12 protein-coding genes are annotated in these 23,599 nt (G+C 42.0%); 9 read left to right on the top strand and 3 right to left on the bottom strand.

From position 1 onward, the window contains the following. Positions 1-541: 541 nt before the first annotated feature. On the top strand, positions 542-1,630 hold the full coding sequence (gene aroC, locus V7K31_RS26145) for a chorismate synthase (protein WP_334944638.1): 1,089 nt from the start codon (positions 542-544) through the stop codon (positions 1,628-1,630). A 453-nt stretch (positions 1,631-2,083) separates the two neighbouring features. Further along, positions 2,084-2,863: a DUF928 domain-containing protein gene (locus tag V7K31_RS26150; RefSeq protein ID WP_335098160.1), complete on the top strand. Its 780-nt coding sequence runs from the start codon at positions 2,084-2,086 to the stop codon at positions 2,861-2,863. A gap of 235 nt (positions 2,864-3,098) precedes the next feature. On the opposite strand, the gene V7K31_RS26155 is transcribed toward V7K31_RS26150, so the two are convergent. Beyond that, positions 3,099-5,816: a CHAT domain-containing protein gene (locus tag V7K31_RS26155; protein ID WP_335098163.1), complete on the bottom strand. Its 2,718-nt coding sequence runs from the start codon at positions 5,814-5,816 to the stop codon at positions 3,099-3,101. Positions 5,817-6,022: 206 nt separating this feature from the next. Here V7K31_RS26155 and V7K31_RS26160 point away from each other — a divergent pair, with 206 nt between their 5' ends. Beyond that, positions 6,023-6,259 carry a hypothetical protein gene (locus V7K31_RS26160; protein ID WP_335098166.1) on the top strand — a complete coding sequence of 79 codons (237 nt, stop codon included), beginning with the start codon at positions 6,023-6,025 and terminating at the stop codon, positions 6,257-6,259. A 146-nt stretch (positions 6,260-6,405) separates the two neighbouring features. On the opposite strand, the gene V7K31_RS26165 is transcribed toward V7K31_RS26160, so the two are convergent. Both V7K31_RS26165 and V7K31_RS26170 read right to left on the bottom strand, forming a co-directional pair. Next, a complete protein-coding gene (locus tag V7K31_RS26165; protein ID WP_335098168.1) occupies positions 6,406-8,403 on the bottom strand; it encodes a CHASE2 domain-containing protein in 1,998 nt (665 codons plus the stop codon). Beyond that, entirely contained in the window at positions 8,403-9,071 is a 669-nt protein-coding gene (locus V7K31_RS26170; protein ID WP_335098172.1) for a response regulator transcription factor, read from the bottom strand. Before V7K31_RS26170 ends, V7K31_RS26165 begins: the two co-directional genes overlap by 1 nt. Positions 9,072-9,333: 262 nt before the next feature. On the opposite strand from V7K31_RS26170, the gene V7K31_RS26175 reads away from it, so the two are divergent. The 6 genes from V7K31_RS26175 to V7K31_RS26200 all read left to right on the top strand — a co-directional run bounded on the left by V7K31_RS26175 (position 9,334) and on the right by V7K31_RS26200 (position 23,588). Further along, a complete protein-coding gene (locus V7K31_RS26175) occupies positions 9,334-12,441 on the top strand; it encodes a two-partner secretion domain-containing protein (protein WP_335098175.1) in 3,108 nt (1,035 codons plus the stop codon). Positions 12,442-12,978: 537 nt separating this feature from the next. Next, positions 12,979-13,311, top strand: coding sequence for a hypothetical protein (locus V7K31_RS26180; protein WP_335098177.1), 333 nt, complete (start codon positions 12,979-12,981; stop codon positions 13,309-13,311). Between the two features lie 350 nt (positions 13,312-13,661). Then, positions 13,662-14,006, top strand: coding sequence for a beta/gamma crystallin-related protein (locus tag V7K31_RS26185; RefSeq protein WP_335098180.1), 345 nt, complete (start codon positions 13,662-13,664; stop codon positions 14,004-14,006). Between the two features lie 318 nt (positions 14,007-14,324). Beyond that, positions 14,325-16,544 (top strand): peptidase domain-containing ABC transporter, encoded by a 2,220-nt coding sequence (locus tag V7K31_RS26190; protein ID WP_335098183.1) that lies wholly within the window; start codon positions 14,325-14,327, stop codon positions 16,542-16,544. Between the two features lie 41 nt (positions 16,545-16,585). Further along, positions 16,586-17,959: an HlyD family secretion protein gene (locus V7K31_RS26195; protein ID WP_335098185.1), complete on the top strand. Its 1,374-nt coding sequence runs from the start codon at positions 16,586-16,588 to the stop codon at positions 17,957-17,959. Between the two features lie 292 nt (positions 17,960-18,251). Then, positions 18,252-23,588 (top strand): trifunctional serine/threonine-protein kinase/ATP-binding protein/sensor histidine kinase, encoded by a 5,337-nt coding sequence (locus V7K31_RS26200; RefSeq protein ID WP_335098187.1) that lies wholly within the window; start codon positions 18,252-18,254, stop codon positions 23,586-23,588. The last annotated feature ends 11 nt before the right edge of the window (positions 23,589-23,599 follow it).

Raw genomic sequence — 23,599 nt, forward strand, 5'->3', positions numbered from 1 at the left:
ATGACAAACAGATGCCAAAAATCGCTTCTGTTGGGACTGGCTAACACTTATTAAGTAATCATACTTAATAATTACTCAAATGCAGATGAAACTCTCCCCAGATAAGATAAATTATTTAGAGTGAATGGTGCAATATCTCAGTAGAATCCCCAGGCGCAGACAGAATTGCCACTGTGGCAATTAAAGTTTTACGAAGTTATAAGGGTTTGATGTGCTACTGAAAAGTGTACTTTCCTGAAACCGTACAGTGTGGCTTATCTACACCTGAGAAGATTCAGGAAGTTAAAAATTTTTTAGAGTCTCACAATTAATAAAGTGAAATTGCAATAAAAACCCCTGGCTAACTACCAGGGGTAATGCAAGTCAGTACTTTTTCGCATGGAATGTATCTTCCTCAAATACCATAGCAACCGTTTAATTTAGAGATATGCCATTTTGCCAAACAAATAAAGCCCTACCGTATTTGTTAGATCAGAGCAAAAACAAACTTTTGCAAGAACTCTAGGTAAAATACATAAGCTTTACCTTTTTCTTCAACATCATGGGCAACACTTTTGGACATCTATTTCGGATAACTACTTTTGGCGAGTCTCACGGCGGCGGTGTGGGAGTTGTGATTGATGGTTGTCCTCCACAACTAGAAATTTCGGCAGAAGAAATTCAAGCAGAACTAGATAGAAGGCGTCCTGGACAAAGTAAAATTACCACCCCTCGCAAAGAAGCGGATACCTGCGAGATTTTATCAGGAGTATTTGAAGGCAAAACACTAGGAACGCCGATCGCAATTTTGGTACGAAATCAAGACACTCGTCCCCAAGATTACGACGAGATGGCACACAAATATCGCCCTTCTCACGCCGATGCAACTTATGATGCAAAATATGGCATTCGCAATTGGCAAGGTGGGGGTAGGTCGTCAGCGCGTGAGACAATTGGAAGAGTAGCAGCAGGTGCGATCGCTAAAAAAATTCTCCGTCAAGTTGCCAATGTCGAAATTATCGCTTACGTCAAGCGGATCAAAGACTTGGAAGGTGTAGTTGATCCAAACACTGTCACCTTAGAACAAGTGGAAAGCAATATTGTCCGTTGTCCCGATGCTGAATGCTGCGATCGCATGATTGAATTAATTGAGCAAACAGGTAGACAAGGTGATTCTATCGGCGGTGTCGTCGAATGTGTGGCGCGAAATGTGCCCAAAGGTTTGGGCGAACCAGTATTTGATAAATTGGAAGCTGATATCGCTAAGGGTGTCATGTCTCTCCCTGCTAGCAAAGGCTTTGAAATTGGTTCCGGTTTTGGGGGAACGCTGCTAACGGGAATTGAGCATAACGACGAATTTTATATTGATCAAAATGGTGAAATCCGCACACTTACAAACCGTTCTGGTGGTATTCAAGGGGGGATTTCCAACGGAGAAAATATCATTTTGCGAGTTGCATTTAAGCCGACAGCAACAATTAGAAAAGAGCAGAAGACTGTAACTCGTGAGGGCGAAGAAACCCTATTAGCAGCCAAAGGACGCCATGATCCTTGTGTGTTACCGCGTGCAGTTCCAATGGTTGAAGCAATGGTGGCGTTGGTGCTGTGTGACCATTTGTTACGACATCATGGGCAGTGTCAGGTCTTGTAGGCACTACACTTTTATTTACAAAAAATATTTATTTTCCTGGGGTGGGTATCTTACTCGCCCTCTCAAAAAATATTTAGACTACTCTTTTAACTACCCACACTGACTTGGACGTGCCTTGTCTAGTGTCGGCTTCTGCACTCATAGGCGAGTGCAGAAGCTTAGACTTTCTTTCGTCCGAGCTTTTCTTCAAGGTTTCGATACGAGAGGGAACATCGCATATACCAGCGCATAGACAGTAGAATAATCTTGCATATTAAGTATCGCCATTTGAATAGTTACCTCCGGCTGATTAACGGGGTATCTTTGGCTGCTGAATTATCTGCTTTCTGCACTTTTACCAGACCAGCACTGGTTTTTGCAACACAACCGTATTTTCAAGCCCATCTGCAAAATATAGGTTGTTTAACCAGATATGTTCTTAAGACTTGTGCTAGCAACTTATCGAGGTAGAACATGGCTAAGATATTACGCCCTTCCCAGAAATGTTTGAGGAAAAGCCTTTTTAAATACATTGAGATTGGCTTGAGCTTATTGTTATTGATGCCGACAACAGCCTTAGCTGATGGGAACAATAATTCTAATGATCCCCCACCTCAGACTACGGGAACTTCAGGTGGCTCTAGAGGATGCGAAACTCAGTCCGAGACATCTTCAAGTCGCATTCCAGCCCTGATTTTGCTTGCACCTTCCCAAATTTATGGGCAAACTTTGGCAACCCGTCCTACATTCGCTTGGTTTATCAGCAATTCTGCCTCCTGGCAAATGGAGTTTCGGCTTTATGAATATGACCAAGCTAGCAAACAATCTAAGTTAGTAAAAGAGATTAAAGACGAAAACTTTAAAAGTTCACCAGGAATTATGATGCTATCTCTGTCCAGTCCAGAATTGTTAGTTGGTGGAAGATATCTTTGGCAAGTCGAATTAGTCTGCGACCCTAATCGCCCGTCAGGGAATCCATTTGCTACAGCTGCGATGAAAGTAGTTACAGTTAAACCAGATTTGGAAAAGCAACTCTCTCAAAGTAATGATGTTTTAACTAAGGCAAATCTCTTGAACCAAGCTGATTTATGGTATAACACTTTAAAAATTGCTTTAATTTCAAAGGATCAGCCGGATCTGAGAGAATTAAAGATATCTCTCCTAGAACAAGTAGCAAATGGATCTGAAACAGGATTGAAAGAACAAATTCAAGTAGAACTTACAAAAAGCGCAATTCATCAATTGCAGCGCTAGTATAAACGTTTGAATTTCAACCAAAAAGCACTTAAAAATTTCGCTTCTACCGCTCCCCTTATGCTGTGGAATTAAAATTCAGGTTTTATAGGGAAACTTTAAAATCTGAAAACCCAGTCACTCTAAAGAACACACTTTATCAGACCAGTTTATTTATTATTAGAGTCCATAAAAGGAGCGATAGAGGCAAAATTTCAAATTGAAAACAGTGATTAACTAATAATTAGGAATTATTTTAAAGCCAGTTACCAATGAGAATGAATGGTGCCCAGTATCCAGGGTGACTTTCGAGTTGCTGCTGATGCGTTTTTAGCCAAGCTATTTGAGTCGTCTGTAAAGCTTTGGCCTTACTTAGTCCACTGTGCCAACTTTGATAAAATTTGGCTATCAGTTGCGCGGTTGCGGCATCGTCAATTTTCCATAGAGAGGCCATAGCACTTTGAGATCCAGCTTGGATGGCGATTCCAGCTAGACCTAAAGTTTCACGATCGCTACCTACTGCTGTTTCACAAGCTGTCAAGGTCAGTAACTCTATGGGATGATTGCGATCGCGACTATTGCTAATTAATTGATAAAGGTCGGTTATTGTCAATTTTTCATTATAAGTCTCAGCTCGGCGAGATTTTTGATGATTTACTTCCACTTTTTTACCAGTTACCAAGAACGTTTCTCTATTATCAATACCAAATTTGCCGTGTGTTGCGATGTGAATTACTGGGTAAGTATTTTTTTCTAACTCTTGTTGTAAGCGCTCAGGTGTAAAGTCTTGATCTAGTAAGCCTTTGCTTTTAGGTAAACTCGTTGTAACGGTTTTAAGCTCTAATTTAACTTGACTAAGTGGCTCAAAAAATTCTGCACCTGCATCAGTTTCAACGGTAGCTGCCTGTGTCAAGCCGAAAGCCAATATTCGTAATTCTTGAGGGTTATAGCGGATTGGATTGGTTAAAGTCAGTGCTGGGGCAGTGGCGATCGCATACTTTTGAATCAAGAATTGCTTGCCGTCAAACAGCGCCCCCATCGGGATACTCCGAAGAATTCCATCTTGAATAAAAACTAAAGTTTCGATTTTCTCTGTTTCTAAATCTTTGATAAAAGGACGAATGAACCAGCCATAAACTTGTTGGGCTTTGGCTTGATAACTGTTTTCCAAATCGGAGCGCTTTTCTAGTTTAACTCGTAGATCATTGATTGTATCTTTGACTTCCTGACTCTTAGCAGGTACCCAAAAAAGTCGTGATTTAAATTTCTTATGATCATCAGCCAAGGTAAGAATGATCGCTAGGCGCTCTTTCAAGATAATCGAACTCAAGACAGCAGTATTTTTCCCGATTAATGGCACTGGTTGCTGAATCTGTGCTAAAGCACAATCATTACCTAAATAATTTTGTAGTTCTGCTAGTCTTAATTCATCTATTCCAAGAAGGACAAATTCCAAATTCTGTTGAATATCAGATTCTTGAACAAAATGCTCACTTTGCTCTAGGCGTAACTCCAGCAACTCGCGGTAAACTGGTTCAACATTGTCTCGAAAGTCAAATTGAAAATCTCGCTGTTCTAAGGTAAGGTCGCTGCGGATAGTTTTGAGGCTGTCAATAGATTGTTCATAAAAATTAATCGCTTCTTTCACCCGACCTGTGGCTCTAGATAGGCGTGCCGCCTGCCAAGCCCACAAGTAAAGGCTCTCGTTTGCGACAGTGCCAATAAGCGCTTGTTGAGTCAAATTTATCGCTTGTTGATAATCTTGGAGACATTCATAAACGTGTCCTAACCTGCCTTTAGCAAAAGATTCTGCCTCTGGTTCCTGTATTTTTTGAGTGATTGCCACAGCTTTGTTGAGTAGTTCAACAGACTTGGGTAACAATTCTGACTTTAAGCATTGAGTTGCTGGGTCAGTACTAACCGACTTGACCTTCTGGCTGACGAGTTGTAAAAGATTAGCGAGTTGAATTGCCGCGTAGGCTTTATCGTGAGAATCGGGCACCTGTTCTAGGACAACGATCGCTTGCTGTAATGTATTGTTAACTATGGCTTTATCCTGACGATGTTGGCGGTAATAAAGCCTAACTAGACCTAGTAGCGATCGCAGTTCGTTTACTCTGTCCTTCTGGCTACGAGCTAGATTCAAACTTTGCTCAAAATATTGTGCAGCTTGGTTATCATCACTAACCATGTCTTGCTGGAATTTTTGGGCTGCTTTGCGATCGTTTACCTCACTAGCAAATTCAGCACGACGCTCATTGCGCTTTGCCAGACTAGCGTAGGTATTGGCTAAACCATTTAAGCTAGACGTTATATAAGTTTGATTATTGATGCGCTTGGCGATTTCATCGCTGCGTTCAAAATCTTGAATAGCTTCTTCGTACTCGCCTTGGAGACGATGAGCATTTCCCAGACTACCCCAAGCAGCTACTTCGCCCAGATCATCTGAGTGGTGGCGGGCAATTTTTAAGGCGCTATCCTGAGTACATGGCAGATTGATTTGATTTTGACCGCACAAAATGGCAACTGCGCGTCGGTGCTGTCCTAAGCTACTGTAGAGTTGAGCTTGTTGTGTCAGCATCCGTCCGACTTTTATCGGCTCGTTTGTTTGACGATAGTAGGCAATAACTTGCTTTAATTGCGCGATCGCTTCAGGTATTTGACCTACTTGTTGGTATGCTCTGGCAAGGTATGTGCGGACATTTATTTCCTCAACAGAATTATTTTCGCCTTCTCTCTCAGAGGAGAGAGCTTTTTGCCAAGACTTGATTGCTCCTTGAATATCGCCAGCTTCATATAGCTCTAGTCCTTGCTGCGCTAGCTGTGTTAAAGCCGACGATTTAGCTGTTGCTATCTCTGCGATTCCCTTATGCCCAATTGTTAGAAAAGGATGCGCTAACCACAAACATAAGGTTAGCGTTGTCAGGAAGAGAACTGCCCAAATGCGACGAACACGGTATGGCAAGCGTTGCATAATGGCACAAAGTAATATTTTGATTAATCAGCGATCGCTTTAGGCAATGCCCAGTCTCGATATTGCGATCGCATAACTAAGTACAGTATTTCACAAATTCGTTAGAAATTACGCCAGAAATAAATTTCTTGGTGGCAAATGGGGCTTGATAGTGTAAATTATTTGTCATCTGTCTGTAATCTGCTGTTGTTGAAGTCAGGACTTATATGCATTTACTGAAAGTATCAATTTTGACAGTATTAGTCACAACATTTTCATTTGTTCAACAAAGCCGTGCTGACACCATCGCCCTACCAATTAAGACACAGGTGAACGAAGTAGCACAGTGGTTCACTGGTTTTTTTGATAATGCCCAACAGGTTACTAATAGCCCTTCTGTGCCATTAATTACTATTTCAAATTGTATGTTATGGGAATCCGGTTTGATTTATGAACAAAATTAGGTATGTAGTATGTAGGTTGTGTTAGAACGAAGTTCGTAACGCACCATTATCAAGGGTTTGGTGCCGTACTCTCCGTGCTAACACACCCTACGTATCTACGTATCTTTTCAAGAATCAAATAGGAGTCCTATATTTAATTCTTATTCCTAAGTTACATCAGTGCGGGCAAAGAAAATTTTCCAATTGTCTGGATACAAAAATCGTTGTCGCCAAGTTTTTGCTACAGTCCAAGTCAACTCGCAAACAGTGCCTTGGGGAGAGTGAGGAAATCGTCGAAACTTACCTCTCAATTTTCGGGCTAAATCTTGAGCTTGATCTGTTCCTCGCCCGCCACTTTGATAGTTAGATTTAGATATAATTCCAACTCCATTATCAATTATTTGTAGAGAATATTCCCTCGAGTTTCGCGTACAAATAACATCAAGACGGGTAGCTCTTTGGGAATGTTTGCCCACATTACATAAAGCTTCTTGCAAAAATAAGTACAAGCCTCGCTTTTGATCTGCATTTAAGTAGCAATCTTCTAGTGGCTCAAAATTGGGAGGAATAAAACTTTGGATTGTTTCAAATCCTTGGAAGTTTCTTCTTAAGGTACTGTCGTAAATATGATAAAGTAACTCAGCAATTGGAGTTTGCAGATCGAGAATCTCATTTCCTTCTAAATAGAGACTGTCATGACGACTAAGCATTTCTTGACTGAGATAATCAGGGATACTTCGTAACTCCCGATTCAGTTGTTCAAGTTGCGATCGCAATTTCCCTGTTTCTATGTCTTCTTCGCCAAGACTCCTTAAAATTACAGCCAGAGTTTGCAGAGGGCCATTATGGATTGTCTCAAAAGAACGCTTAAGAGTTAGACTGCGTTGTTCGAGTAATGTTCTTAAATCTCGATCGAAAAAAGATGTTGTCAGTCCTGCGCTTGCTAGAGCTAAGAAGGTTGGTGCTAAAGGAATCCACCAACCCACAACTAGGAGAATATAACAAATTCCCACAAGTGCGATGCTAGCTAACCCCAGGCTCAACAATGTTTTTATCGGAGATTGCAGAATTAAACCGAGAATTATGCCAAGTAAACCCCAAGCTAAAATCCATAAATATTCCCAAAATTTTGACCACACTTTTAACAGTGGTCGTCCGTCTAAAACATTACTAATAATTTGGCTCGTGGTATGGGCATGAATCTCTACACCATAAATCGATTGAAACTGATTAGCAGAATTTTCAATTCCTAAATCTCTAGTATAAAGTGTACGTTTGACTGCTGAAGTGGTAAATTTATCTTTAATACTGGAGGCAGTCATGCCGACAATCACGACGCGATCGCGAATCCAATTGGGATCAATTTTTTTAGTGAGAACATCTCTCAAAGATAAGGTGCGAAAAGGTTCGGGATGAGAGCGAAAGTTTAGTAATATCTGAAAGCCATTAGCATCAGTTCCCACATATCCACCAGAATTGGGGAGAAAGCGGACTAGCCGACTCGAACCAAATTGGATAGGGTCGTAAGAACGACTGCCATGATGAAATATAATTCCTTGTTCGCGCAAATAGAATTGTGCTAAACGCAGAGGTAAGGAGTATTTAAGCTTTCCCGTGTGAGTCTTGGCTGCCAACAAGTTACGTCGTAGCTTGCCATCAGGGTCAACTATTAGATCTGCAAAGCCAACTCGTTCGGGAGGTAACTCAGGTGGTAGCTTAACATTAAAAGTTCGTTTCTGATTTAATGCAACTTCAATTCCAATGATATTTGTATTTTCTCTCAAGGCAAGTGCCAAGTCTGCACGATCTGAATTACTATTTTTGTCCTTAAAAAGATCCAGACCGATGACTCTAGGTTTGTAAGTATGTAGAATACTCAACATTTTAGCAATGTCTTTATCTGGTATGGGATAGCTTCCTACATAGTTAATATCCTCTTCATCAATGCCTACAATTACCACCCGTGGATCGATGGCTTCATTAGGCCGCATCCGGAGCAATTGATCGAATATAAGCCACTCTTGCGATTGCAATAATCCTGTTGAGCGAACCAGGGCGATCAATATGATTATTGAAAGTCCTGGCAGTACTACTTCTCGCCAGACTTGAAGTTGGTGGTGAACTTTTTTCCAAAAATTACCTTTTATAGGAAGTGCAAACTTCATCAATTAATCAATCCGATTTTTCTAGCTGCGATCTCAATTTGAATTCTCAACTCTTTACCAGGTTCGTCATAGACACCTAGAGAATCTTGCAGTCTAATCCAGTAGTTTCTGACAGTGCGATCGCTTACTAGCATTTTTTGAGCGATCGCTTTATCTGTTAAGCCTTCTTCATATTTCAGCATCAATACCTCGATCCATTTTCGGTCAAATTCGGGGCGCGATCGCAGTTCTGAAGATAAATAAATAGAGCCGCGCAATGCCAAGTCAACTAACTTCAACATTTCGCGGATCGGCAAAGACTTATCCATAGCGGCAAAGCCACCTTCATAAGCATTAATTATCGGTTTGAGACGTACCAACGGTTTGACATTGGTACTCACCACCATTAAATTAGGGGCGAGAGGGCTTGACATCAAAGTTTTGACCAGTTGCATACCAACTTCAATCTGAGCTATAGCTTGAGGCTTTTCTGGCAGACATAAGTCCACAATTAATAAATCTGGGTGGTGGCGTTCAAATTGCTGATACGCAGTTTGGGCATCCTGAGCTGCGAGGACTTCTACTTCTGGGTATTTCTCTTTTAGTGCTGGAATTGTACCTTGAAGAATTGCTTCGTGGTCGTCAACAACTAAAAACTTTTGCAAAGTTTGCTTTGGCTCTCGGTTCATAACTGGTTTACTTTTTAATATATTTATTCAACCTACGAGAACTAGAGGAGGTATAAGTTTTTGTGGCTAGAGATTAACTTGCCATTTAAGTAAAACTTATCCTTCAACACTAGGATACAAATAATCAACTGACTCCGTGTTGCAGTTTGAGGAATTTAGTTTTCCAAAATTGGAAAATCAGCATCTTAGTTAAGGAATATGACAACTTTTTAAAGTTCATGACATAGTATGAATAGCTGGTTATGAGGAGTCTAGAAGTCTTGTGAAAGCTAAATTAAGGTGTTATCAAAGCTGGGAATCGCTGCTATTTGGTTCTGGGGCGATCGCTATAACGGGATGCTGTGCTTTTGTAATGACTAGCCCCGTCAACGCTCAAATTATTCCTGATAATACACTTGAGGTCAATTCCAGCGTCGCACCAGGATGCACAGCTTGCACGATTGAAGGTGGAACAGTTCGAGGTAGCAACCTGTTCCACAGCTTTAGCAAGTTTTCCGTACCTAGAGGCGGGGAAGCGTTTTTCAATAATGCGACGCAGATTCAGAACATCTTCACTCGCGTTACAGGTAACTCAGGCTCAAATATTGATGGGATGATTCGGGCAAATAGCCCTGTAAATTTATTTTTAATCAATCCGAATGGAATTGTCTTTAACTCCAATGCCTCCCTGAATATTGGCGGTTCGTTTATTGCCAGTACAGCTAATAGTCTTAATTTTATTGATGGTATAAAATTCAGTGCTATAAATTCTCAAACCCCACCTTTGCTGACGATCAGTGTACCCATTGGCTTACAATTTGGAACGAATCCGGCAAAAATTCAGGTACAGGGTTCTAAATTAGGAGTTAATCCTGGTCAGACCTTAGCACTTGTAGGCGGTAATGTGCAGCTTAACGGTGGTGAACTCATAGCTTCGGGTGGAAATGTGGAGTTGGGAGGTATAGCAGACACTGGTACAGTTGGTTTGAGTATTAATGGCTCATACCTTGATTTAAGTTTTCCTGATGGCGTTGAACGAGCTGATGTATCTCTGGGCAATGGCACTGATGTCAATGTACTCGCTGGTGGTAGAGGTAGTATTGCGATCAATGCCCGTTTCTTAGATATGAATGGAGAAAATACACAGCTACAGTCAGGGATAGGACCAAAGTTGGGTTCTGTTGACTCACAGGCGGGAGATATTGAAATTAATGCAACAGAGGCAATAAACCTGAATGGAAGTGGTATCTCTAATACGGTGCAATCAACAGCTGTAGGTAAGAGTGGCGACATCAATATTACGACCGGATCGCTTTATGTAATAAATGGCGGTGTACTGAATACCGAAACCTCTGGACAAGGGGATGCTGGCAGTATAAAGATACTTGCCCGTGATACCGTTTCCTTTGATGCCAGTCAGGCATCCAGTGCTTTACAACCAACAGGCGTAGGCAAAGGTGGCAACATCAACATTAGAACTGGGTCACTCTCTGTTACAAATGGTGGTGAGCTGGTTGCTACCAACTATGGTGGAAAGGGGGATGCGGGTAGTGTGAATATTACTGCCGGGGATACCGTTACCTTTGATGGGATAGGTAGCAATGGATTTCCGAGTGGAGCATTCAGCAATGTGTTCCCAAAGGGGGTGGGCAATGGTGCCAGCATCAACATCACATCTGGGTCACTTGATCTGAAAAATGGCGCTGTATTGAATGTCACAACCAAAGGAAAAGGAAATGCAGGCAACATCAACATCAGGGCGGAGTCGCTTAGAGTGAGCAATGGCGCTGGACTCAGTGCTGACACCTATGGACTAGGGGATGCGGGCAGTATAGACATACTTGCCCCTGATACCGTTTCCTTTGATGGGGCGAGTACAACGAGTAGACGCAATAGATTCACTTGGGCATCCAGCGCTGTAAAACAAACAGGCGTAGGCAAAGGTGGCAACATCAACATCACAACTGGGTCACTCTCTGTTACGAATGGTGGCGAGCTGATTGCTACCAACTATGGTGGACAGGGAAATGCGGGTAAGGTAGATATCGTTGCCCGCGATACCGTTGTCTTTGATAAAGGACTTAGTAATCTCGCTACTGGAGCATTTAGCAATGTGTTGCCAAACGGGGTGGGCAACGGTGCCGACATCAATATTACCACTGGGTCATTTGATCTAAGGAATGGCGCTGTATTGAATGTCACAACGCAAGGAAAAGGAAATGCAGGCAATGTGAATATATTTGCCCGCGATACAGTCTCCTTGGATGGGGTCAGCTCGGTAGGCAGCTCATTATCCAACAAAGCCGAAGGTGAGGGAGGCAACATCAACATCAGAACTGGGTCACTCTCTGTTACGAATGGTAGTGAGCTGGTTGCTACCAACTATGGTGGAAGGGGGGATGCAGGTACGATAGATATCGTTGCCCGCGATCGCATTATCTTTGATAAAGGACTTGGTAATATCCCTACTGGAGCATTCAGCAATGTGTTCGCAAACGGGGTGGGCAACGGTGCCGACATCAATATTACCACTGGGTCACTTGATCTGAAAAATGGCGCTGTATTGAATGTCATAAACCAAGGAAAAGGAAATGCAGGCAATGTGAATGCTGAAGCTAACTCTATCTATCTTGACAACAAAGCAACAATCAGTGCTGACACAAATGGAGGACAGGGAAATATTAATTTGCGATCGCGCGACTTGTTGCTACTACGCCGAGGTAGTAGCATTACTACCAACGCTACTGGTAATGCCACTGGTGGCAATATTACGATTGATACTAACAACCTAGTCGCTGTTCCAAAAGAAGATAGCGACATCAGCGCCAATGCTGAAGATAGCTTTGGTGGTCGAGTAATTGTCAATGCTTCTGGCATCTTTGGCACACAGTTTCGTCTACAACCCACGCCATTAAGTGACATTACAGCTCGTTCAGATCGTGGTTCCCAATTCAATGGCGTAGTGCAACTCAACACGCCTGATGTTAACCCTAGTCAAGGCTTAACTGCTCTGCCCACAAACATCATCGATACTTCCCAATTGATTGCTAATAGTTGCATTGCCCGAAATAAACGGCCACAAGGAAAATTCATCATCACGGGGAACGGAGGTTTGCCAGTGATGCCAGATGACCCCTCAATTGCACCTTATCAAACTTATCAGATACCGACTGTCCAGAGCGTAAGTATCTCAAGGAGACAAGAAAACACTCTCGACCCAGAAGACTCGATTACTAGCAACAAACCTCACAATCCTCCTAAATCTGCGCCACTGATTGAAGCTCAGGGATGGATTTACGGAGCTAATGGTGAGGTGATTCTCACTGCCTCTACACCTACTGTCCCTCCTCACGGTTCTTGGTTAAAACTCCCTACCTGTTCGGGTTCCTAAGAAGTTAGGACTTATGCACTGAAGCCTGAAACTTTACAACCCACAAATTAAAACCTCACCCTTGCTTTACCCAAGGGTAAATCTTTCCCTCTCCTTGCTAAGGGTGCGGTGTACACACAAGTCTTTGGTGAGGCCATTTAAGATTTATCGCGCAGCCCCTGAGATACCTCACCCTGATTTTGCTATGCAAAAGCTGTCCCTCTCCTTATTAAGGAGAGGGATGTCCGATAGGACAGGGTGAGGTTTTTCTTTGTTTTGGGTAATTCGATAACTTGTGTGTACACCGTAGCCTTAAAAAGGGGGAATTTCTAAAGCTTTTTAAGGGGTTGGGGGATTCTGAGTGCGTAAGTCCTGGAAGTTTTAGTTATCTTAGGAAATTGACTTTCCAATTTTGGAAAGTCAATTTCCTAACTTGACAATGCGCGTCTAATTAAATTTATCTATTGTAAAGGAGTGCAGTGAAGGCGAACACCTAAAACGCCAGCGCCGCACAGACTCAACTTAGTAAACTCCCTCAATTAACTAAGGAGAAAAACAATGTCTAATATCAACAACCAAACCCAAGACCTCTATAGCATCGAATTGGTGCAAGACCTTGACCACGAAGCCGCTGCTACTGTTACTGGTGGTGCTTTAGTCCTTACCACCGATGCTGATGGTGAAGGAACACGGAGAACTTTTACCGGCAATAACAGGACTTTAGGCAGCTTTAACAATGAAACATCTTGGTTCGACTTAGAGGGTAACAGAGATTGGTTTGTCTACACTGGTCAGAATTTCACCGGTAGAAGAGGATTTGTGAAAGCAGGTACATCAAATAACTTCAATCGTACCTTTAACGACAACATCGAGTCTGCCAGACCTGTCTAATCAGCTCGGTTCTATTTCATACCGCAGACTAGAATCCTGAAAAACCTAAAACAGAAAAGAATGCTCTCACCTTTGCTTTTAGCTGAATAACATCCTTTTCTCCCAGTTTATAGGGGCGAACTCGTTTTCGCTCCTACTTTTTCATTTCAATGAAGATAACACAAATAAACATAATTAGTTATCTTCAGAAATTGACTTTCCAATACTGGAAAGTCAATTTCCGAACTTGACGATGCGCGTCTAATTAAATTTATCTATTGTAAAGGAGTGCAGTGAAGGCGAACACCTAAAACGCCAGCGCCGCACAGACTCAACTTACTAAACTCTCTCAATTAAATAAGGAAAAAACAATGTCTAATATCAACAACCAAACCCTAGACCTCAACAGCATCGAATTGGTGCAAGACCTTGACCACGAAGCCGCTGCTACTGTTAGTGGTGGTGCCGCATTAGAACTTTATAAGGATAGCAATTTTCAGAACCCAATCTTTTTTACAGATAGTGGCTACTCTTATATAGGTGACGCGAGTAATGATCAAGTATCCTCAATTCGTGTTAACGAGGGAACTTGGGCATTCTATGCAGATGCCAACGGGCAGGGCACGAGAAGTACTCTCGGACCTGGAGAATATCCTTATACTGGATCCCTTGATGTTGGTAACGATACAATCTCATCTTTCTACCGTCTATCGTAAAGTTAGATTTTCTGCAACTTTTCTAGGCATTTTGTATAGATAGCAAAACTGCCTCAAAGTATGAATTTTTGAGGCAGTCTTAGCACTATTCACTTATCAGTTAATCGTTATAACATGCATAGGTAGGGATTTAAACAATAATAGTTTTAATTTTTTCACGAATTAGTACGTTTGAGTAATAACAGTTTGCTGTTCACTAATTTTTATCATAACAGCAGGAAGTGCTGTTATGAAGTACAGTATCTCCCTCCGTACTCTTCTCCTCCACCCTCTCAGGACTAAGCATATACCTCACAATAGCGGAAACTGCTGTAAACAATGAAATACCAAAGCATATTGCAACACAGTGAAGAAGATTGCGGCGCTGCTTGCCTTGCAACTGTTGCCAAACATTACGGACGCACTTTGACTCTGAGCCGGGTACGAGAAGCCGTAGGCACGGGATCGCGAGGTACTACTCTGCTTGGTTTGAATCGGGGTGCAGAAGCTTTGGGATTTAATGTTCGCCAAGTCAAAGCTTCTCCTCAATTGATCGACAGTTTAAATAAAGCTCCAATGCCCGCAATTATACATTGGAAAGGCTACCACTGGGTAGTTTTATACGGACAAAAGGGGAAAAAATATGTAATTTCTGATCCTGGCTTTGGTATCCGCTACCTCAGCCGTAAGGAATTAGTTGAGGGTTGGAGCAATGGGATTATGCTGCTATTAGTGCCAGACGACACCCGTTTTTCTGAGCAGCCGGATGACAAAATGACTGGCTTTGGACGCTATCTGGTGCGTGTTTGGCCTTATCGCTTCCTTCTGGGTCAGGCGATCGCAATTAATATTGTAATCGGACTTTTGTCTCTCGCCTATCCTTTGATGATGCAACTCCTCACCGATGATGTGCTAGTGCGGGGAGATACTCAACTATTAACTACCGTGGCAATTGGGGTAATTGCCATGAACTTGTTTAAAAGTGCGATTGGTTTGGTACAGTCTCACCTGATCGGTCACTTCGGTCAACGGTTGCAATTAGGACTGCTGCTGGACTACGGTCGAAAACTTTTACACTTGCCCTTATCTTACTTTGAAGGACATCGTAGTGGGGAAGTCGTCAGCCGAATTGCCGATATTCATGCGATCAATGATTTAGTTTCGCAGATTGTTCTTGGTTTACCTAGCCAATTTTTTATTGCTGTAGTTTCTTTGGGCTTTATGCTCTTTTTGAGTTGGCAACTAACTCTGGCTTCGGTATTGGCCTTTGTCGTCGTCACCTTAGTTAACCTGCTTTTCCTACCCGCCTTGCGCCAGAAAACCCGTAAGCTGATCGTTTTAGGCACTGAAAACCAAGGTTTTTTGGTGGAAACCTTTCGTGGCGTCCAAGTACTCAAAACGACACAAGCAACTCCGCAAGCTTGGCAAGAATATCAAACCAATTATGGTCGCATCGCTAACTTGGGTTGGAGTACGATGAAGTTGGAGCTATACAGCAGCACATTCACTAATATTCTTTCAACTATAACTAATATAGGCTTACTCTGGTTAGGCAGCTATTTAGTAATTAATCACACATTATCTATTGGTCAGCTACTAGCCTTTAACGGCATGAGTGGCAACTTTCTCGGTTTTCTGAGTTCAGTGATTGGGTTAGCTGATAAGTTTATTACTGCCCAAATTGTCATCCAACGGATGGCAGAAGTGATTGACGCTACTCCAGAAGACTCGAATCAAGAGAAAAAGCCTTGGGCAAAAATTTCTACTGATGCAAATATTATCTGCACTAAAGTTAACTTTCACCATGCTGGTAGAGTTGACCTCTTGCAAGATTTTACGTTGACTATGCCTGGTGGTAAAGTGATTGCTTTAATTGGTAAATCTGGTTGTGGTAAAAGTAGCCTAGCTAAACTGATTGCTGGTTTATATTCCCTCCAGTCAGGCAATATCCGTTATGGCATCTATAACAAACAAGACTTATCTTTAGAATGTCTGCGACAGCAGGTAGTCTTAGTCCCGCAAGACCCGCACTTTTGGAGTCGCTCAATTTTTGATAACTTCCACTTCAGCTATCCTGACCTGACTTTTGAAGAAATTGTCACAGCTTGCCAGATTGCAGGAGCTGATGAATTTATTAGCGAATTACCTGATAAGTATCATACCGTCTTAGGAGAATTTGGAGCTAATCTTTCTGGTGGACAACGACAGAGATTAGCGATCGCCAGAGCAATAATTACTAACCCGCCGATACTGATTTTAGATGAATCTACTGGCGCTCTCGATCCGGCCAGTGAAGTTGAAGTACTAGATCGATTGCTTACCCATCGCCAAGGCAAAACCACAATTTTAATTAGTCACCGTCCTAGAGTCATTGGGCGAGCCGATTGGATTGTATTACTAGAGAAAGGACGTTTGCAAATTCAAGGTTCTCCAGAAGAATTGCGCCAAATTGCTGGTGATCACTTGGACTTCCTAGAGAATGTTCGACCATCAACTCCGAGTTTACTAGCGAAATCTTCCGGCTCTCCTACTAATGGCAAATATGTCACCATCAATTAACTAATTCGTAATTCGTAATTAATTCTGTTTAGGTACTTGTTATGGTTAGTCAATCTAATTCTGTCGTACTACCCCAAGCTGAAGAAAACGATTTTCTGCCACCACTTGGTAGTTGGACTACTATTGGTGGCGCGATCGCATTGGTTACTGTGACAATAGCAGTTGCCGTCGCCTCTGTAACTGAATACAAAACCACCGTTCAAGCACAGGCAAGTCTGCGTCCGGCTGGTGAGTTGCGGCTGGTTCAGGCTGTTACAGAAGGCCCAGTTATGCGGATTTTTGTGAAAGAGAATCAGATTGTTAAAACAGGAGATGCGATCGCATCTATTGACGACTCCCGCCTCCAAACCAAAAAGAGCCAACTAGAAAGTAGCATTGGGCAAACAAAATTACAACTGGTGCAAATCAACGCTCAGATTCATGCTCTTAATAACCAAATTGCAGCCCAAACTGACAGCAGTAAGCGTGCAGTTGCGGGGGCTGAAGCTGAATTGAGCAGTCGTAAGCGGGACTATCGAGACAAGCGAATTACTACTGTTAGTGATGTCCAAGAAGCCTCTGCAAACGTGAGAGCAGCAACTGCTGGCTTAACAGCAGCCGAGACAAAGCGAAACCGATATGAGAGCGTAGCCAAAATTGGAGCTTTGTCACAAGATCAATTCGAGGAAGCACAACTAGCTGTTCGCCAGCAAGAACAAGTACTTGAGGGTGCCAAAGCCAAATTGCGAAGCCTCCAAGCTGCCCTGAATCCAACTCCGGCAGAAATTGCGATCGCTCAAGAACGCATTGCTCAAGAAAAAGCTACCGGACAAGCTAGCATCGCCACATTAGACAAAGAACGCAACGCCCTTATTCAGCAACGGATTGAAACGCAAAAACAGTTCGAGCATGATGAACGCGAACTTAAACAAGCGAATATCGAACTTAAGGAGACGCTCATTTCTGCAACAGCAGACGGTATTATTTCCAAGCTAAACCTACGTAATCCTGGCCAAACGTTGCGTCCTGGAGAAGAAATCGCCCAAATTGTTCCTACTTCTGCCCCCTTGGTGATTAAGGCAGTGGTAGGAACTGAGGATAAAAGCAAGTTGAAGCCAGGACAAAATGTGCAAATGCGAGTTTCTGCTTGTCCTTATCCAGATTACGGTACTCTCCAAGGTAAAGTGAAATCAATTTCTCCAGATGCATTTTTCCCACCAGCGAATAATGATCCTGCTACAAGTGCTACTACAACTACTCCCAAAGGTGCTGCCTTCTATGAGGTAACAATTGAACCTCAAAGCCTGTCTTTAGGTCGAGGAAACAAACAATGTTCTATTCAAATGGGAATGGAAGGCAGAGCCGATATTATTTCTAAACAAGAGACTGTACTCCAATTCTTTTTGAGAAAAGCAAGGCTAATTGTAGATGTATAAGGAATATAGGAATCCTATTTGATTTGCTCTCCACTGAGACGCTCAGATCCCCGACTTCTTTAAGAAGTCGGGGATCTTTTTGTTCGTAATATCATGTCCGCTTGATTGCTTATTAAACCCGAAGAACCTCAAAGAGCCAAAGCTATGCTTTGTCTCCCCTCCTGAAGAGCGGGGTGGGGTTCTTTTATTATGGGTAATCTGGCGGACATGATATAAAGTCTCCAAATGGGTACACTAACTCCAACAAAGTAACTGGGACAGCATTAACCCACTTTTAAGGAGTACCCAAACTATGCTCACGCTTTCCGGCTATAAAATTATTGACCAAATCTACGACAGCAGCAACTCTCTGATCTATCGAGGCTACCGGGAAGCCGATGAGCAACCTGTAATTCTCAAAACCCTGCGAGATGCTTATCCTTCGCCAGAACGCATTGCTTGTTACCAGCGTGAATATGACATTATCCACAATCTCCATCTCGCAGGAGTTGTCCAAGTTTACGCTTTGGAAACTCACCAACAACGACCAGTCTTAGTGTTAGAAGATTTCGGCGGTAGTTCTTTAGCTCAATTGCAGCTAGCTGGAAAAATAGAGTTAGAAGAGTTTCTCCAGTTGAGTATTTCTATCGTCGAAAGCCTTAGACAAATCCACGTTGCTAATATCATTCACAAAGATATTAACCCCTCAAATATTGTTTTTAACCCCGACACCAAACAACTTAAAATCATCGATTTTGGTATTTCTACTGTTCTGTCACGAGAAACCCAATCATTCAAAAATCCCAATGTTCTAGAAGGCACTATTGCTTACATTTCTCCTGAGCAAACAGGTCGAATGAATCGGGCGATTGACTATCGCAGCGATTTCTATTCTTTAGGAGTGACCTTTTATGAGTTACTAACAACAGAAGTGCCGTTTGAAGGCGATGATGCTCTAGCGTTGATTCATTGCCATATTGCTAAACAACCACCAAATATGAATAAATCTCACCCCAACCCTCTCCTTGGTAAGGAGAGGGTGCCCAAAGTGGGTGAGGCTTCTTTTCCCATTCCCCAAGTCCTCTGTGATATTGTGATCAAGCTGATGGCGAAAAATGCCGAAGACCGCTATCAGTCCGCTTATGGTATTCAGGCAGATTTAGAAGAATCTTTGCGTCAACTGCAAACCAATGGGAAAATTGAGGTGTTTCCATTGGGTAGTCAGGATGTCTCTGATCGGTTTATAATTCCGCAAAAACTCTATGGACGGGAACCAGAATTAGAGACGCTATTGGCGGCTTTCGTTCGCGTAGCGTGTCCAGAGGACGATCGCATTACCAATGGTACAACTGAACTAATGCTGGTTGCAGGCTATTCGGGAGTGGGTAAATCAGCTTTAGTCAATGAGGTTCATAAACCCATAACAGCGAAACGCGGCAATTTTATTACTGGTAAATATGACCAGTACCAAAAAAATATTCCCTACTACGCGATTTCTCAAGGATTCAATGACCTGTGTAATCAATTATTGACCGAAAGCGAATCCATTTTAAAACAATGGCAAGAAAAAATATTAACTGCTGTTGGCAATAATGGACAGGTTTTAATTGATGTCATTCCTAATTTAAAATTAGTGATTGGCGAACAACCTCCTGTAGCTCAGGTGGCTGGACAAGAAGCCCAAAACCGTTTTAATTTAGTCTTCCAAAACTTTATCAAGGCTATTTGTCAGGCTGAACATCCCCTAGTTTTCTTCATTGATGATTTGCAATGGGCTGATAGTGCTTCGCTAAAACTGCTCAAGATTATTTTAGGCGATCGCAACATTCAAAATTTACTCATCGTCGGAGCCTATCGAGATAATGAAGTAGATTCTATCCATCCATTGATGACTACTTTGGACGAGATTGAGAAAGAGGGAGGATCTGTATCCAAGATTCATTTAGAAAACCTCACTCCAAAAGATGTAAATGCTTTAATTGCGGAAGCATTGGGCTGTTCAACTATCTTTAGTCAGCCATTAACTAATTTGGTTTTTGAAAAAACTCAGGGGAATGCTTTCTTTATCACTGAATTTTTGAAATCTCTCTATACAGATATGTTACTCAGTTTTGATTATCCAACAAAGCAGTGGTGCTGGGATTTAGAGCAGATTCAAGCCAAGGACATTACTGATAATGTTGTGGAATTAATGACAAAAAAAATTGTCAATTTGCCAGAACGCACTCAGAGAAATTTGCAGTTAGCGGCTTGTATTGGTAATAATTTTGATTTGTCTAACTTGGCAGTTATTTCTGAGGAATCAGCCAAGCAAGTATTAGACCACTTATTACCAGCACTACAAGAAGGTTTAATTGTTTTCTCAAATAATCAATATTACCTAAGAAATGTTGGGGATGAGAAAAAAGCTAGTTGTAAATTCCAGCACGATCGCGTCCAACAATCTGCCTATTCTCTGATTCCAGAAGCGCAAAAGCAAGCAACCCACCTGAAAATTGGGCGACTGATATTGAGCAATACATCAACAGCAGAGCAAGAAGAGAAAATTTTTGAAATTGTTAACCACTTAAATATTGGTGCAGAGTTAATTAACACTCAAAGCGAACAGAACGAATTACTCAAGTTAAATTTATTAGCAGGACGTAAAGCCAAAGCATCTGCTGCTTATGAAGCTGCTATGGGATATTTTTTAATCGGCATTAAATTACTAGCAGCAGATTCTTGGCAAACAAACTATGACCTGAGCTTGGCATTATTTGAGTCAGCAGCAGAAGCAGCAGTTGTGTGTGGTGACTTCACACAGATGAATAGATGTGTAGAAGAGGTACTAGAAAATACTCAAGTTTTATTAGACAAGGTGAAAGTTTATGAAATTCAAATCCAAGGCTTTTCAATGCAGAATAAATTCCTAGCAGCGATCGCAACCGGTCTAGAAGTTCTGCAAGCCTTGGGAATTAATTTTCCCTCTCCTCTAAATCACTCAGAACTGAGCAAAGTGTTACAGCAAACAGCAGATCATCTGGCGGGAAGGAAAGTCGAAGACCTAATCAACCTGCCCGAAATGCGGGAAGCCCACCAACTAGCAGCGATGCAAATTCTTTCCAGCGTCATGTCACCTGCCTTTCGGGGAGCGCCTGAGATATTCCCATTCTTTGGTTTAGAGATGGTGAATTTATCTCTGGAACATGGCAATACAGAACTATCAACGGTTGCCTATGTGACGTACGGTTTAATTCTCTGTGGAGTCTTGGAAGAGATTACATTGGGCTATCAATTTGGTAAACTTGCTTTGAGTTTGTTAGAACGCTACGATGCTCAACATCTCAAATGTTACATCAGCTTTGTATTTAATACTTCCATCCGCCATTGGCAAGAACCACTCCAGCAAACGATCAAGTCCTTAAGGGAAGCTTATCAAATTGGTAGAGACACAGGAGATATAGAATTTTCAGATAGTTGTGCGATCATTAATAGCATGCATTTATGGGCGATTGGCCAAGACTTGGTGGAAGTTCAACGGCAAATTGCTAACTACAGTCATTCCCTCGGTCAAGTCCAAAACAAAGCGGTTTTTGAGTATCTAGCTATTTATTGGCAGTTAATCTTAAATCTGCTAGAAACAACTGAAAACCCTTGTCTTTTAAGTGGGGCAGCTTATCGGGAGGAGCAAATGTTACCCTGGCATCAGCAAGCTAATGATGGCATTGGACTGGCGTACCTATATTTCTCTAAGTTGTTTCTCTGCTATCTTTTCCAAGATTTCCCGCAGGCGGCAGCCAATGTCCAAGAGTTAGAAAAGTGTCTAAATGCACTAACAGGAAACATAATCGTACCACTTTACAATTTTTATGATTCTCTGACGGCGTTAGCTTTATATGCTGATGCACTGCCGTCAGCACAAGCAGGCTTATTAGAAAAAGTCACAGCAAATCAAGTGAAAATGCAGAATTGGGCGAACTACACGCCGACAAATTTCTTGCACAAATTTTATTTAGTGGAAGCTGAACGGCATCGAGTTTTAGGACAAAAAGCTGAGGCTATTGAGATGTACGATCGCGCGATCGCTAAAGCTACAGTTCATGAATATCTCAACGAACAAGCGATCGCTAATGAACTTGCTGCCAGATTTTATCTCCAATGGGGTAAAGACAAAATTGCCCAAGATTATCTACTCAATGCTTATTATGCCTACACTCGCTGGGGAGCTAAAGCCAAAGTAGCAGATTTAGAAAAACGCTATTCCCAATTTTTCAACCAAGCCGAAAGAAAGTCTCAACTTCCAACCTCTAAAACCATCTCCACCAGTAGTACCAGCATATCATTTTCCTTAGACTTAAAAAGCATCCTCAAAGCCTCCCAAATTCTGGGGCGAGAAATTAAGCTCGATACTTTGTTGACTAAACTGATGACAATTGTCATCGAAAATGCTGGGGCAGAAAAGGGTTATTTACTTCTGAAGCAACAGGGAGAATGGCAGATTGCAGCATCAGGAACAATTGACTCAGATGCAGTTAAAGTCATCGAAACCTTCAGTAAACCAATATTATCTAATGCTATTATCGATTACGTTGTTCGTACCAAAGATAGTATTGTATTAAGCGACGCTGCTAATGAAGGTAATTTCACTCGTGATTCTTACATTCATCAACAGCAACCTAAATCTATCTTGAGTTTTCCCCTCCTCAATCAAGGCAATTTGATCGGGATTGTCTATTTAGAAAATAATCTCACAACTGGAGTCTTTACACCAGAACGGGTGGAAGTTCTGAATTTGCTTTCGTCTCAAGCTGCTATCTCCATTGAAAATGCTACCCTCTACAACACCTTGGAACAAAAGGTAACTGAACGAACTCAAGAACTGTCTCAAGCTCTAAAAGACCTGAAAGTTACCCAGAAGCAACTGGTGGAATCTGAGAAAATGGCGGCTTTGGGTGGTCTTGTGGCTGGGGTTGCTCATGAAATTAATACACCTGTGGGCACTAGTATCACCGTTGCTTCTACTTTAGCTGACGAAACGCGATCGTTTATTAGGGCTGTCGAACAAGGTCAATTAAAGCGTTCAGTCTTAAACAACTATCTGGAGATTGCGAAAGAAAGTACTGACTTGATTCTCAGCAACCTAAATCGTGCCGGAGAACTCGTGCAAAGTTTCAAGCAAGTAGCGGTGGATCAAACCAGTTTGGAACACCGGACATTTTTCGTCAAGCAGTATTTGGAAGAAATTGTCATCAGCTTAAATCCCAAACTCAAACAAGCTTGCCATACCCTGATTGTGACAGGAGATGAAACTCTCACCATCAACAGCTATCCTGGGGCTTTAGCGCAAATTTTCACCAACTTAGTGATGAATTCCTTAACTCATGCCTATCAACTTCATGAATCAGGGCAGTTGCGGATTCAGGTGAAGCCAGAAGGTGAGGCTATTGTGATTCAATATAGTGATGATGGTTGCGGCATTCCGCCAGAAAACTTAAACAAAATTTTTGAGCCTTTCTTCACCACTGCTAGGCAAAAAGGAGGCAGTGGTTTAGGTCTGCATATTGTCTACAACTTAATTACTCAAAAGCTGCAAGGGACAATTAATGTTCATAGTGAAGTAGAAAAGGGAACGCTATTTACAGTGACACTACCTCTGACCACAAACTATTAAGTTTTCTTGTT

The organism is Nostoc sp. (genome assembly GCF_036917675.1).
Taxonomy (GTDB): Bacteria; Cyanobacteriota; Cyanobacteriia; order Cyanobacteriales; family Nostocaceae; genus Nostoc.

Excerpts from the sequence above, each read along its gene's own strand:
- V7K31_RS26150 (WP_335098160.1), top strand. The coding sequence starts at position 2,084 with ATGGCTAAGATATTACGCCCTTCCCAGAAATGTTTGAGGAAAAGCCTT.
- V7K31_RS26155 (WP_335098163.1), bottom strand. The coding sequence starts at position 5,816 with ATGCAACGCTTGCCATACCGTGTTCGTCGCATTTGGGCAGTTCTCTTC.
- V7K31_RS26165 (WP_335098168.1), bottom strand. The coding sequence starts at position 8,403 with ATGAAGTTTGCACTTCCTATAAAAGGTAATTTTTGGAAAAAAGTTCAC.
- V7K31_RS26195 (WP_335098185.1), top strand. The coding sequence starts at position 16,586 with ATGGTTAGTCAATCTAATTCTGTCGTACTACCCCAAGCTGAAGAAAAC.
- V7K31_RS26190 (WP_335098183.1), top strand. The coding sequence starts at position 14,325 with ATGAAATACCAAAGCATATTGCAACACAGTGAAGAAGATTGCGGCGCT.
- V7K31_RS26200 (WP_335098187.1), top strand. The coding sequence starts at position 18,252 with ATGCTCACGCTTTCCGGCTATAAAATTATTGACCAAATCTACGACAGC.
- V7K31_RS26185 (WP_335098180.1), top strand. The coding sequence starts at position 13,662 with ATGTCTAATATCAACAACCAAACCCTAGACCTCAACAGCATCGAATTG.
- V7K31_RS26180 (WP_335098177.1), top strand. The coding sequence starts at position 12,979 with ATGTCTAATATCAACAACCAAACCCAAGACCTCTATAGCATCGAATTG.
- V7K31_RS26160 (WP_335098166.1), top strand. The coding sequence starts at position 6,023 with ATGCATTTACTGAAAGTATCAATTTTGACAGTATTAGTCACAACATTT.
- aroC (WP_334944638.1), top strand. The coding sequence starts at position 542 with ATGGGCAACACTTTTGGACATCTATTTCGGATAACTACTTTTGGCGAG.
- V7K31_RS26170 (WP_335098172.1), bottom strand. The coding sequence starts at position 9,071 with ATGAACCGAGAGCCAAAGCAAACTTTGCAAAAGTTTTTAGTTGTTGAC.